At 48.4% G+C, this 12,868-nt stretch carries 15 protein-coding genes; 6 read left to right on the forward strand and 9 right to left on the reverse strand.

The features are described from left to right. The first annotated feature begins 61 nt into the window (after nucleotides 1–61). Nucleotides 62–1,471, forward strand: coding sequence for an IctB family putative bicarbonate transporter (locus tag NC980_RS17585; RefSeq protein ID WP_190376487.1), 1,410 nt, complete (start codon nucleotides 62–64; stop codon nucleotides 1,469–1,471). Nucleotides 1,472–1,474: 3 nt separating this feature from the next. On the opposite strand, the gene NC980_RS17590 is transcribed toward NC980_RS17585, so the two are convergent. From NC980_RS17590 to NC980_RS17600, 3 genes are all read right to left on the reverse strand, one after another. Then, complete coding sequence (locus NC980_RS17590) at nucleotides 1,475–2,203, reverse strand: Crp/Fnr family transcriptional regulator (protein WP_190376488.1); 729 nt, start codon at nucleotides 2,201–2,203, stop codon at nucleotides 1,475–1,477. 220 nt (nucleotides 2,204–2,423) lie between these two features. After that, on the reverse strand, nucleotides 2,424–3,239 hold the full coding sequence (thiD, locus tag NC980_RS17595) for a bifunctional hydroxymethylpyrimidine kinase/phosphomethylpyrimidine kinase (protein ID WP_190376489.1): 816 nt from the start codon (nucleotides 3,237–3,239) through the stop codon (nucleotides 2,424–2,426). A gap of 58 nt (nucleotides 3,240–3,297) precedes the next feature. Beyond that, nucleotides 3,298–3,594, reverse strand: a complete 297-nt coding sequence (locus NC980_RS17600) for a hypothetical protein (RefSeq protein ID WP_190376490.1) — start codon at nucleotides 3,592–3,594, stop codon at nucleotides 3,298–3,300. 312 nt (nucleotides 3,595–3,906) lie between these two features. On the opposite strand from NC980_RS17600, the gene NC980_RS17605 reads away from it, so the two are divergent. Then, entirely contained in the window at nucleotides 3,907–4,029 is a 123-nt protein-coding gene (locus NC980_RS17605; RefSeq protein WP_277881350.1) for a hypothetical protein, read from the forward strand. Further along, entirely contained in the window at nucleotides 4,008–5,390 is a 1,383-nt protein-coding gene (locus NC980_RS17610; RefSeq protein WP_190376491.1) for an acyltransferase, read from the forward strand. Before NC980_RS17605 ends, NC980_RS17610 begins: the two co-directional genes overlap by 22 nt. A 1-nt stretch (nucleotide 5,391) precedes the next feature. Here the strand turns inward: NC980_RS17610 and NC980_RS17615 are convergent, their stop codons facing one another. From NC980_RS17615 to NC980_RS17630, 4 genes are all read right to left on the reverse strand, one after another. Continuing rightward, on the reverse strand, nucleotides 5,392–5,856 hold the full coding sequence (locus tag NC980_RS17615; protein WP_190376492.1) for a GNAT family N-acetyltransferase: 465 nt from the start codon (nucleotides 5,854–5,856) through the stop codon (nucleotides 5,392–5,394). Nucleotides 5,857–6,305: 449 nt separating this feature from the next. Further along, nucleotides 6,306–7,403: a tRNA (guanine-N1)-methyltransferase gene (locus NC980_RS17620; RefSeq protein ID WP_190376493.1), complete on the reverse strand. Its 1,098-nt coding sequence runs from the start codon at nucleotides 7,401–7,403 to the stop codon at nucleotides 6,306–6,308. Between the two features lie 2 nt (nucleotides 7,404–7,405). Further along, a complete protein-coding gene (locus NC980_RS17625; protein WP_190376494.1) occupies nucleotides 7,406–7,924 on the reverse strand; it encodes a ComEA family DNA-binding protein in 519 nt (172 codons plus the stop codon). A gap of 2 nt (nucleotides 7,925–7,926) precedes the next feature. Further along, nucleotides 7,927–8,328 (reverse strand): SHOCT domain-containing protein, encoded by a 402-nt coding sequence (locus NC980_RS17630; protein WP_190376495.1) that lies wholly within the window; start codon nucleotides 8,326–8,328, stop codon nucleotides 7,927–7,929. A 191-nt stretch (nucleotides 8,329–8,519) separates the two neighbouring features. Here NC980_RS17630 and NC980_RS17635 point away from each other — a divergent pair, with 191 nt between their 5' ends. Beyond that, on the forward strand, nucleotides 8,520–8,837 hold the full coding sequence (locus NC980_RS17635) for a DUF1825 family protein (protein WP_190376496.1): 318 nt from the start codon (nucleotides 8,520–8,522) through the stop codon (nucleotides 8,835–8,837). A gap of 189 nt (nucleotides 8,838–9,026) precedes the next feature. Here NC980_RS17635 and NC980_RS17640 read toward each other — a convergent pair whose 3' ends face one another. Together NC980_RS17640 and NC980_RS17645 are read right to left on the reverse strand one after the other, a co-directional pair. Beyond that, nucleotides 9,027–9,845, reverse strand: coding sequence for a sterol desaturase family protein (locus NC980_RS17640; RefSeq protein ID WP_190376497.1), 819 nt, complete (start codon nucleotides 9,843–9,845; stop codon nucleotides 9,027–9,029). A 129-nt stretch (nucleotides 9,846–9,974) separates the two neighbouring features. Next, complete coding sequence (locus NC980_RS17645) at nucleotides 9,975–11,426, reverse strand: ATP-binding protein (RefSeq protein ID WP_190376498.1); 1,452 nt, start codon at nucleotides 11,424–11,426, stop codon at nucleotides 9,975–9,977. A 422-nt stretch (nucleotides 11,427–11,848) separates the two neighbouring features. On the opposite strand from NC980_RS17645, the gene NC980_RS17650 reads away from it, so the two are divergent. Together NC980_RS17650 and NC980_RS17655 are read left to right on the forward strand one after the other, a co-directional pair. Continuing rightward, on the forward strand, nucleotides 11,849–12,097 hold the full coding sequence (locus NC980_RS17650) for a hypothetical protein (RefSeq protein ID WP_190376499.1): 249 nt from the start codon (nucleotides 11,849–11,851) through the stop codon (nucleotides 12,095–12,097). 103 nt (nucleotides 12,098–12,200) lie between these two features. Then, entirely contained in the window at nucleotides 12,201–12,398 is a 198-nt protein-coding gene (locus NC980_RS17655; RefSeq protein ID WP_190376500.1) for a hypothetical protein, read from the forward strand. Nucleotides 12,399–12,868: the final 470 nt, after the last annotated feature.

Below are 12,868 nucleotides of genomic sequence, written 5' to 3' on the forward strand. Positions count from 1 at the left end.
ATAATAGCCCTAGCCTAATTCGCTAGGGCTGTTTTTGCTTCAAAGCACAGGAAATCCGCGTATGAATTCGGTTTGGCAACAAGTGACACTGACCACGCTCCCCGTTTGGCAGTGGGGGCAGGTGAGCTATGTTCATCGGCTGGTGGGATCGCTGTCCACTTGGCGACAGCACAGTTGGCTGATGCAGCAGGGAGATGCAATCGGGGCACTGCTGATCAGTCTTGTGTTTGCTCTTTCTCCGTTTGTTGCCACGAATCTGATCGGTTGGCTGCTTGCGAGTTGTATTTTGTTCTGGATCTTGTTAACGGTTTCTGACGGGGATCCCCGTTTGGGGTTTACGCCGATTCATTTGCTAGTGCTGTTGTTTTGGGGAATTGCTGCAACAGCGGCAGCGCTTTCTCCAGTCAAGCGCTTGGCGTTTTTGGGATTGGGGAAGCTGTCACTCTATCTGATGTTTTTCATTTTGATGGCGCGAGTGCTGCGATCGCCGAAGCTGCGATCGTTCTGTATCACCGCGTTTCTACTTGTGGCGCTGGTGGTGAGCAGCTATGGAGTTCGGCAGTCGATTCACGGTGCGGATGCGTTGGCGACGTGGGTTGATCCAGAGTCACCGCTGGCGCAGTCTACACGGGTATATAGTTTTTTAGGCAATCCGAATCTACTAGCTGGATATTTGATGCCTGCGGTGTGGCTGTCGTTTAGTGCGATCTTTGTCTGGAAACGCTGGCTACCGAAAGCGCTGGCGATCGTTATGTTTGGGATCAATACAGCGTGTTTACTGTTGACCCAGAGCCGGGGAGGATGGATCGGATTAGTCGTTGCGGCGTTAGTGCTTGTGGTGCTGCTGCGGTATTGGTGGAGTGCGTATTTGCCGAGATTCTTGCGGCTGTGGGCGTTACCGCTTGTGTTTGGGGGACTGGCGGGGATTTTGGTGCTGGGATTTATTTTTGTCACACCGTTCCGCTACCGAGTAGGCAGTATGTTCGCGGGCAGTGGCGATAGTAGTAATGCGTTTCGATTGAACGTTTGGCGATCGGTACTGGAGATGATTCGCGATCGTCCGATTCTAGGATTTGGCCCCGGGGATTTAGTCTTCAAGCGCATTTATCCGCTGTACGCAGCCGCACGATTTAGTGCCTTGAGTGCATACTCGGTGCTGCTAGAGATTGCAGTCGAGTCAGGTTTGATTGGGCTGACAGCATTTCTGTGGTTGTTGCTGGTGACATTTAATCAGGGATTTTTGCAGCTACGCCGCTTGAGGGCGATGGGTGATTCAGACGGATTCTGGCTGATTGGCGCGATCACGACGATCGCGGGAATGTTGGGGCATGGTGCGGTCGATACAGTTTGGTATCGACCAGAAGTGAGTGTGTTATGGTGGCTCAGCGTTGCTCTAGTCGCAAGCTACTATGTGCCTCATGCCGCAGCGAAGTTATCAGCCCAGCCACCTGAACTTGCAGCAGACGCTTAAACTTCAGCGCGATCGCGGATGCCTGTAGTTAAATCGGTTGCACTCTTCTCGAATCACCGCAAAGCATTCGCAGGAAATCGATTCGAGAACTTGCGGCTGAACAATCGAAATGCGCCCCCGACTGCATTGGATTGCTCCCAGTTGGGTTAGTTCTCCGATCGCAACCGTCACGCCTGATCGACGAGTGCCTAACATTTGTGCAAGCGCCTCATGAGTCAGGGTAAATTCGTCGATGCTTAACGCAGATTGAATTAATAATAATTGTCGTGCTAGCCGTTCGCGAATGTGATGAAAGCGATGACACGCTGCAAGTTGCGAAGTTTGAAGTAATAAAACCTGGACGTATTCTAATAAAAGTGACTGTAAAGCTGGACTTTGCTCGAATTCAATTAGCAACTGCTCGATCGGTAAGCGAAAGGCAGAATCACCCACTTGAACGATCGCCTGCTGGACGCTTTCGCGCCGTCCTAAAACCACGGAAGCTCCTACAAATCCGTTGCGTCCTACCAATCCGACTTCGAGCATCGAGCCGTTTGAAAGTAACGTCGTCAGTGAAACCAGCGATCGAATCGGAAAATAAACGTAAGCGATCGCTTCACCGATCGGGTGAAGAATTTGCTGAGGTGAGAGCATGACTGGCTCTAGATGAGCCGCTAATTTTTGGTAAATCTCGAAAGGAAGCGCTGAAAGCAGGCGATTTTCTAGCGCACTAGAAGCCGCAAACGAAGACATGAAAACACTCCAAGATAGCTGCGCTCAGGGAAAAATCAGCTACAGCACAAGGAGTAGATCTGTCTAGTCCTTCTGCAAAGGTGAATTCTCAAGTTAAAAAACGATGAGCAGAAATTTAGTTATTTTCTCTATTGTGGCGGTTTAATCAAGCTTGGGCGAATTCAGGAACAGGAGGAAAACCGTATCGTTTGGAAGAGATTTCAGTAATGGTTAGAAATGGTTAGATTGATCTCCGCATCAGCGGAAAGAAATGACCCACAGGCCCTTGCCCCTGACCGATCGCGAGTGCGTATTCTAATGCAGTCGTCACATAATTTTTTGCAGCTTTGATTGCCGATCGCAGATCTTTTCCAAGCGCTAGGTTTGCGGCGATTGCGGCTGAAAGGGTACACCCTGTGCCGTGCGTATGTTTTGTATCGACTCGCTGAGCTGCAAAGGTTTCGCACTGAGTGCCATCAAACCAGACATCGACTCCACGCAGGGCATTAGTCATGCCGCCTCCTTTGACTAAAACCGACTTCGCCCCCAGTTCAGCAATGCGTTGCGCGGCGGTCTGCATTTCTTCTAAGGTATTAATTTCAATGCCGCTCAGTAACTGAGCTTCGTAGCGATTCGGAGTCAGAACGATCGCTTGGGGGATGAGAAGCGTTTTCAGAGCATCGATCGCTGCATCGTCGATGAGTTGTGCTCCAGTGCGGGACACCATCACTGGGTCAACGACGAGATTGGAAATTTGGCAGGCTGCAACTTGTTCGGACACGGCTGTGATAATGCCTTGATTTAGCAGCATTCCGGTTTTTGCCGCCTGTACGCCGATGTCTTGAACAACGGCTTGAATTTGCGCTGTGACTGCTTCGGGTGGCAGTGCATCTACTCGTGTCACTCCCAGCGTATTTTGTGCGGTAATACAAGTCAGGGCGCTGGTTCCATGAACACAATGAAACGCAAACGTTCGCAAATCGGCTTGAATTCCCGCACCACCGCCACTGTCTGATCCGGCGATCGTTAACGCGATTTTGACTGAAGGAAGTGTCATCGTTTTCGTTTACCCCAAGGCTCTATGCTCTATGCTCTATGGTAAACGGCGAATGTCCTTAGCTTGTGATGCACTTTTGCTGACGAGCGCGAGTGTTAATCCGACAGACTTCTTCAGTGGCGTAGCAGATTGAGACGGATTTCACGCCTAAGACAATCCATGAGGCCTTGACAATGCGATCGAGTTCTTCCATGACCTGATCAACGCACCAGGGTTCTGAGCAGTGAATTAAGAGGGTATTAAATTTCAGTTCTAGGGCGCAGCCGGACAACGTTTGAACATAAAGCTGTCTCAATCGATCGATCCGAAAGTCTTCGAGCACTGATAAGTCTTTGGGGGTGAATCGAATTTTCATAATGAGGATCTCGTATGTCTTGCACAGATTGAATCGGATTTATTCAAGGATCTACACGGTGGAATTCGGGATTTTTATTTTCTCTTCTTAGTTTCAATGGGTAAATTCACGGGCAATGGTGTTATTTTATACGAGCGTCATTCTTGCTATATGAGTAATGTCCGTCACTCCGGATGGATAGAACATGAATAGAACATTGAGCGCAGAGAGTTTAAGCTAATCTACCTTCCGTATTCACTCAGTGTCCCATTAGTCTTTCTTGTGCGAGATGAACTTCTATAAACTCACTGTTAACGTTGGGTAATCAACGAGGTGATAGAGTGGCAGGCTGACGAGACCGCAATCCAAACGCCAGAGAAACTTAAGCGGTGGAACGATCGTCAAGCAATGCAGCAGTTGAGTGGAGAGAACGAATGGCTGAGTCAAAAGGATTAAGGCGGTTGGCGTGGTTAGAAGGCATCCGGATCTTTGCGGCGGTGTTGCTGCTGTTTTACCATGCTCAGCTATTGTTCACGCGCTATGCCTTTACGCCTCAGCCGACGGGACTGATTGCAAATATGCAGCAGCTTTTTGCAGCCACCCGCCAACTCGGAGAGAGTTGGATCACTCAAGCGTTGAACTTGCCGATTTGGTTTGGCTATCAGTTTGTCGATGTGTTTGTGTTGGTGAGTGGCTTTAGTTTGGTGCTGTCTCTGAAGGGCAAGCCGATCGAGGTGGGACGATTTCTCAAACGCAGATTGCTGCGGATTCTGTTGCCGTTCTGGACAGTTGCGTGGCTATCGTATCCGGTGCTGTGGATTGTTGGGAAAACAACCAATAGCTATATCCCGGATGCGTGGCATACTTTTGCGGGAATGTCGTTTCCGATTTTGTTTGATTACGGCGGCGATTTGTTGCTGCCCACCAGTGGCCCTTGGTGGTTTGTGCCCCTGATTCTGAGCTTTGCTTTAGTGTTTCCGGTGCTTTGGTATTTGATGAATCGCTGGGGATCGCGCAACTTGCTAATTGTGGCAACGGCGATCACGTTTATCTATCGTGCGTTTGGGGTATTTGTTTTTGGAGGTCATCCGACTTATGCGATCGTCGGTGCAACGGTAGGTTGGCAACCCTTTGTGCATTTCATTGCGAAGCTCAGCACCTTTGTTTTAGGGATGGTTGTGGCGCGTCAGTATCTGCAAGGTAAGGGTGCAATTTTCTGGCGGTCTTCGAGGGCATTGTGGATCGGTCTGAGCATCTACGCGATCGGCTTTGTAGCTCAGTTCTATCGATTGGGTTGGATTTTTGATGATTTTCTCTTAGCGATCGGCCTAACACTCTGTTGTATGGTGGTGTTCCGATTCTTGAGCGATCGCCTCCGGTTAGGCAGTGTGATGGTATGGCTGGGGATTCATAGCTATAGCTATTTTCTGATTCATAACTTTGTAGCCGATCGAACCCTAAATTTGTATGTTCGCAATCAGCTTGATTTGTACTATCAAGTATTGCCACTGATGGTCGTTGGAACCTTGATTTTGGCGGTGATCGCAGATCGGGTTACACCCTGGATTGAGCGAGGCGCGATCGCGCTTTGGCATTACACCGATGCAAGATTGACTCCAACTCATAAGATCGGCTCTTGGGTTCCTAGAGTCGGAGAAGCTGTGCTTTACCGTGGAAAACCAGGCTGGACAATTCTGACTGTCGAGCAGGTCATTCACGATAAAGCGTTCTATCTATGCCGGATTTCTAACGCTCAGCGATCGATTTGGGTGAATCAAAATGATTTGAAGCAAGATCAGGCGTTATCAAAGGTTTGATTTACGCGATTGCTTTCATCATCACTTGATAGCCGCGATCGTCGTATCCTGCTTTGCGATACACCTTGTAGGCGCGTTCATTATCATCATGGACAGATAAGGAGATCGAGGGAATGTTCTGCGATCGGCAAAACCGCTCGACAAACTTCAGCGTCTGAGTGCCGATACCCTGTCCTCGATAGGCAGAACGGAGATACAACTCATCGATATAAGCACCGAGACCGCGAAATTCAATGCTATAGCTAAAGGTTACAGCAACGTAACCGATAACCTGATTGCGCTCGGTAATTAACCAAACTCGACCGAGCGCAGGATTACTGAGAAATTGCTGGAGCGAACCACGATCGAGAACCGGATCGAACGGTAGTTTTTCAATTTGATGAAACTCTTGAACCAATTCGAGTAAAACATCCACGTCTTTCGATGTTGCAATGCGATAAGCAACATTTACATCAACGGATAACATACAAACTTTTCCTTTTTCAAATGCTACAAAATACGGATCTTCGAATGTAAAAGTATTCAGTCGCACAACAGAGTGCTGGATGCAATCACGAAATTGCACCAATCACTAGAAAATCAGAAAAAACATCAAAACCACTAATCCTGATATGTTATGCAGAACACATCAGAAAACAACGATTAAAATGGCTCAAATTCTAATTGCAAATCACTAAATTGTGCTTCCCGACGAGGCTGTAGCAATGCCCGCTATATGTCTGGAACTTCTTTTAGATAGTGCATAAAACCACCGTGTTTACTGCTTTTGGGCGCGAAAGCAATTCCAAAACTTAACCCAAAATTGCTTTCTTTGCTTGAGAGCGATCGGAACCCAAAAAACTTAACTTTTGGTCATTCCTAGCTCCAGGGTAATCTGTCCTTCGCGGTTTAGTCAACTTCGGTTTACCCGATTGTTTACTCGATCGCAAAAGACTTTGCCGCCCGAATGCAAGTCGGTAAATCTGCATCTGTTTTAATTGCTTCTCGCTCGACGTGACTTAAACTGGCTCGATATCCCCAATTTTGCAGCGTTTGAATCAGATAGCTTGATTTGGGAATGTCTAATTTTCCGCGTCGTCCAATTTCGCCCAGCGTGTAGAAGTACGGCGGCATTTCTGCTTCCGCCTGCATCAATTCCAGTAATCGAACTTGCGATGACCAATTCCAGGCATTTGCCAGTTCAATCATGCGAGCGATCTGATGTCGATCGTGTAGATTACCTAACCACATTGCCCCGCTCAGCACCAGCGATCGACCCTCATTCCTACACTGCGCTCGACCTAACTTGCGCCATTCGACAGGTTGATAAGTACCGCACTCATGACAAAAGCCTAGAAATCCATAGTTCTGCTCGGTGAGTTCGATCGAGGAAACCAATCGCACCATGACTCGGTAAGTTTGTCCGGTGAAATAAGAAAATACAGGCTTTACACCCATTCCGCGAGCAGCCGCTTGTTGTTGAACAGTTCCCAGAATCAGTCTCAATCCCTGTTCATGCGCTGCCGGATGAATTCGCGCATAAGCTCCGTAATCTGCAACACAGTTTTCTGGAGCGCGTCCGGTCACAGTGCGCCCATCTGTACTGGTGAGATAGATTAATCCTCCAATTGCACAAGCGCTCAGACTCGCGGAAACAAACAGAACCGGAGAGCCAAACCCATCGACATCCACTAAATCAAAGTAATTCTGACGGTTATAACACTCAAAAAATACTCGAATCGCATCATGATCGCTCACCTGATACTGTTCTGGCTTGAGTACCGCTAGATTCTCGCGTAACACGGTTTGAATGTCCGAATTACTATCATTTGCCCAAACGAAATCTGCCTGACTCTCAAGGACGTACCGCAGCGATCGCACTCCGCAACCCGCCATCGCATCCAACACCCGCAACTGTCCGCGATCGCGCCGATAGACGGCAGCGGCAAGTACCGCTAAATCTCTGACGATCGCAGCGTTGGGATTGTAGAACGCACTGCCGACATTGAACGTGGCTTTTCCCTCGATCGTCATAGCTAAAAGCGTAAATAGTGCATCAATTCTGCAATTAAATGACTTGGTAGCGAAAGGCGCTGTTGTAGATCTACCAGGTCTTTATAGTTGCCTTGAGATTGACGATTTCGGACGATCGCTCGTGCAAGTACCGATCGGACTTGTGGAATCTGAGTTAATTCGATCGTGGTTGCCGTGTTCAAGTTCACTCGCTGAATCTGATGCAAACTCTCAGGATCGTAATAGCAAAACTTCATCACAGGTTCTAGCGGCTTTAAGCGCTGAAGGGATAATCCCAATGCGGCGGCAACATCTTCGACGCAGAGAAATTGCACCCCTAGCTCGCTCAGTTGCGTCAAAGTTTTTGCCTGGTGAATAGATAACCCTGGCAATCTTAGCCAATCATCGACCCCTGCCTGATTCACGTCAATTTGAATGCCCAAATCCGCTGCAATCCGAATCTCAGCTAAAGTCTGAAACCGATAATACGGATCATTCTGAATCTTGGACTTCAACAGCGCAGAAGAGAACCAATTGAGCATTGCTATTTAATACGATCGAGGAGTTTTCGTCGTTTTTGTTCAAACTCGTATTCTGAAATTAAACCATCTTGCCGGAGCTGATCGAGTTCCCGTAAACTCTCAGAAACGGTGACGACTGGGTTCGATTGAAGGCTGATTGTCCCCGTTTCGGGCACCGCTTCATCATTAAAATTTACGTCGAACTCATCTGGATTCTGAATTAAGTAAAACACTGCATCAAATAGCCCTGCAATCCAGGCAATTTTACTTCCAGTGAGCGCGAGCGCAAAATAAACCAAGCACCACCAGCGCTGTCCCAAATAGAGTTTGTGTAAGCCGACTAAATGAAAACCACCGACGATCGGCACAACCCCGACGATCGCCAACAGCGCGGCAACTCTTCGGCTTTTTGGTTGACTGAACATATGTTTTACTGCAATTAGCGTGGATTCAATATAGCGAAGAATGGCACAGTTGCAGACATTTGATTCCTGTTCGATCGACTCAGGTAGTGAAAACACTACTTACACCCGCGAAAGACGTGGAATATGATGAATTCAGGCACCACCTGTGCAACTACTATTTACCGCGTCCTGCGTGACCTCAGATTAAGGCAATGGGATTCTTTGACTCCGAGATTGTTCAAGAAGAAGCGAAAAAACTATTCCACGACTATCAATCGTTGGTCCAGCTTGGCAGTAGTTATGGCAAGTTCGATCGTGAAGGCAAGCTGATGTATATCGAGCAGATGGAAGCTATTATGGATCGCTACAAGGTTTTTATGAAGCGCTTTGAGCTTTCCGAGGATTTCTCCGCTCAGATGACCGTTGAGCAGCTTAAAACTCAGTTAGGGCAGTTTGGTATGACTCCCCAGCAGATGTTTGATCAAATGGCGTTAACGCTAGCCCGAATGAAATCCGAAATTGAAAAATAAATCACTTTACGAGAACTCCGGGAATCTTAACCCGGAGTTTTTCGTTGGAGCGATCGCTTTATACCAGTCTCCAAAGTCCCACAACCCACCATTCTCGCCTAAAGACGCGAACACCGTAGGTGCAGCGAAGCTTCTAATCGCGTCTCTCCCAGATCCGTAGCGAGTCGTTAGAGATGTAGCATTACCGCATCATTCAGCAACCCTTTTCCCCTGTCGCCAATTGCGGAACGGATAAAGCAGATGAGAGCGAAAATTCTCCGGAATCGTTTCTCCAGCAATACCAAAATTCTGGGGCTGTCTACCACAAGGCATATAAAACGTCCCAAAGATCACATCAAAAATGGGAAACAATCCCGCAAAGTTTTTGCCCTGCCCGTCCTCGTCCGTCGTGTGATGCCAACGATGAAACGCTGGACTCGCAAGCAGATAGCGAAGCGGCCCATATGTCCAGCGCACATTCGCATGGATGAACGCAACATAAGCAGACAGCAGCGGCACGTAAGCTTCAACCGCGATCGGGGAAAGCCCAAGCAGCAGAACCGGGGACGATTGACATACTCGCGAGATAATATCGTTGACGGGATGCAAACGCACCGCCGTGAGCCAGTCGATCGTATCGGCACTATGATGCACCGCATGATAATCCCAAAGCTGCTGAGTGTGATGCCAGCGATGCGTCCAATAGCCCACAAAATCGCCCATGACGATCGCGAGTAGTCCTTGCTGCCACAAGGGCAACTGTGCAATTGGGCCGTATCCCGCGAGAACATCATGCCAAGCCAGTGAGCGACCCAAGAGTAAGTAAATCGGCACAAATATCAGCGCGATCGAGATAATGCTTAAAATCTGAATCGCCATGGGCGTAAAGAACCAATAAAACGTATCGAGCCACACTCCACGCCGCCATTTAGGCTGATTGGGAATGCTAGGGAAAAGCCGTTCGAGAATGCCAAAGAGAACCGTTAGAACAATAAATAGAACAAGGGTTCTGATTAAACGTTCTTGCATAATGGGGATGATGTCTCGCAGTTTCCCCTAAGGTTTACTACGATCGTCGCTAAAGTTCAACACCGAATCATAATTAACAGCCTGTTCCAGAACCGTTCTGCATGACGACCGCTCCTATGCAGAAGTGCCTCAACTCTCCTCAGAGTTGCGATAAACCGGAAGTAAGACATTAAACGTTGATCCTTCCCCGATGCGGCTTTTCACGGTGATTGAGCCGCCACAGTGTAGAAGCAACTTCTGCACGATCGTCAATCCCAAGCCAGCACCGCCCATGTCATCATCCACGGATTGTCTAACTCGATAAAAGCGATCGAAAATCTTGGGGATTTCAGCCGATGGAATCCCGATTCCCGTATCGCGAAACTCAAGCTGAATATAATCTCCCTGCTGTTTCGCCCGTACCCAAACTTGCCCGCCACGCGGGGTAAATTTGATCGCGTTGTGCAGCAAATTCACGACAATCTGCTTTAACCAAATCGACAAACAGGTGATCGCTGGCAGCTCTTCAGGAATGACATACGCTAACCTCACTCCTTTCTCTTCTGCTAAAGGTTGATACGTGCTGACAACGCCCGGAACGACCTCGCTCAACCGGAGTGCCTGAGCCGTCCGATGCTCCGCAAGCTGATCTAGACTAACCAGATCCAGTAAGCTCTTGATCAGCGAACTTTGCCGATCGCATTCCCTTGCTAGCAAGTCCATATAGCGCTGCTTTTGTTGAGGTTTCAGAGTGGGTGAATTAAGCAACGTCAGCGCTGTCTTCATATTGGTTAACGGAGTGCGTAGCTCTTGCCCCACGTTGTGCAAAAACTCATCTTTTAATCGAATCGTGCTAATTAACTCCTCGTTCTGAAGCTGGAGCAAATTTGCCAATTCAGCTTGCCGACGATGCGTACTTGATCGCTGCCATAGGTCTTCTTGTCGCTGAATCTGTTTTGCTAAAAGCTGATTGATAACGGCTAGATCAAGCGAACTCGATTCTGGAAGCGTTTCGCTTCTTGGCGCAAACGGCTGTAGCACCGCGATCGCCTGCCGGATTACTTCCGGATCAATGACTAGAAATGCCATCAGGGACTGCTTTTTCTCGGTGACATCCTCGTCGATCGTGCTTGTCCCTAGCGCATCTGCTTCGCGGGCTGGCACTCTAGCGCGATGCCCAACCAGCAATCCGCAAAATTGCTTCGACCAAATCAGCAAAAAAAATTCTTTTCTTAAGCTACTCTCTAGCGGCAGGGTAATCGTAGTCAGCGCGGGGATCGGATAGGGGGGTAATGAGGGTTCGAGTTCCGCTTTCAGTCCTAATGCGGATTCTGGAAGGTCGTCGCGCGGGTTCTTAAAGTAAAAGATTTGCTGAAGCGGGGTCAGTCGATCAAGATAGCGATCGAACTCCAATTGCCACGCTTCTCCTTTCGGCAACTTTGCCCACACTAATGCTGGCTCACCCTGATCGATGAGCAGATCGATTAAACTACTCATCAGCGCTTTGAACGTAACTGGGCTGACGTGCATGACTGGCGGTGCTGAGGCTGAACCCGCTACAAGCTCAAACAAAGAGATCTCAGAAGTTACAACTGATGCCATACCGGGATGTTACGGAGAATTAGGGAAGACCGAAAGCGATGTTAACGAGATAAGTGGAGATGCCGGAATATCAGTAGGTTTGCTCTGTAATATATCTAGCCGCAATTCATTGAAGTAAACAGAAAAGTTTGAAAAAACGTTACTCCAAGTGAGCTAGATGCAGCAAAAGCGAGACGGTAGAGTCACCAAACGGTGAAATTAGATGTTCGCTTCTTAAGCAGTGTACTCTCACTGAAGCGTTTCAGGACAATTTCTTCTGCATAGGTTTTTCGCTTCTCGCTCTCAAGAGGGAATTTGTTTACGCATGTTTCTGCCTTTTTATCAATGATCTTTAAACAAAAGAGACATAATGTGGACGTAATCGATAGGGTTGGGTCTGAAGCACCTCAAATATCGAAGTTGTTTCACTGGAGATCACGGCAATGGCTGGACAAATGTGTTGGTTAGCAGGATTGGGCGGAGGCACGAAGATTCTTCACCTTCGCGAACGCCCTCACCAACCCTGGACACCCTATACAGCTTTTCCTCAGTATCGCGTCCCCGATTTGCAGATTCGCGGTGCCTCGAAGGGCTGGACAACTTATCAAAAATTACGCGAGGCAGGCTGGGCGCTGATTGCCAGTGATGCAGCTTACGCAAAGATCCCTTCACCCGTCGAAGCCCAACGTTAAACGCAATCTGTAATGTCCACACTTCGTCTTCGTCGGTGGCAGAATCCGCGATCGCTGGGTTCTGGCGCAGGCACATCATGAAACTGGAGGAATTCAAACGTCTATGGCTTCTCCAACTTCATCTTGTGCAGGCTTTGTTCGAGTGTTGCAGGATCAGCAATATGCGGCGATTGAGCACTGTGATGCCTTAAAGCATCCCTTGGCAAAGCCTGCTGCAAAGGTTCATAAGCTCTGTACTGTTGTCGAAAACGGTCGAGTTGTAATTCGTCCGATCGAGTCGTCTAGACCTGAGCCGGAGTGATCAGCCCTGTGTCTCGAATGCGTAATGCCAAATGAGCGCGAAGGTTGGAGTCTGGCTTCCTTTAGCTCTTGAATGTTTACGTGCAACTGCTGAACCGGTCACGGTTAGGAAGCTCGAGCGACCTATTGTGTTTGTCCTTTCGTGAAAGAGAGCTTTTGTTCTATCTTCGCTCAATCACTGGATTTCCGGTGATTGCGAGATTTCTTGCTTTTCAGGATGGTGCACTGAAGCGATCGCAGACAGGAATTCTCAGAGTGATCGATAAGTTTGGTGGATGAAATTGATCGATGCAATGTTGGACTAAATGCGATCGCTCAAATTTGAGAACCTCTGCACTGCGAGGACAGAATTTCGCTAACCTGAGTTCGGGTTAAGCCGGGAGCAGCAGATTGTGGTCGAGCGCAATGGACGGTTTCTTCGGTTGATGGCAGTAGGCAATCAAGCCGCCGAGAATGTTGACAAAGCAATTG

Source organism: Leptolyngbya sp. AS-A5 (genome assembly GCF_039962495.1).
Classification (GTDB): domain Bacteria; phylum Cyanobacteriota; class Cyanobacteriia; order Leptolyngbyales; family Leptolyngbyaceae; genus Leptolyngbya.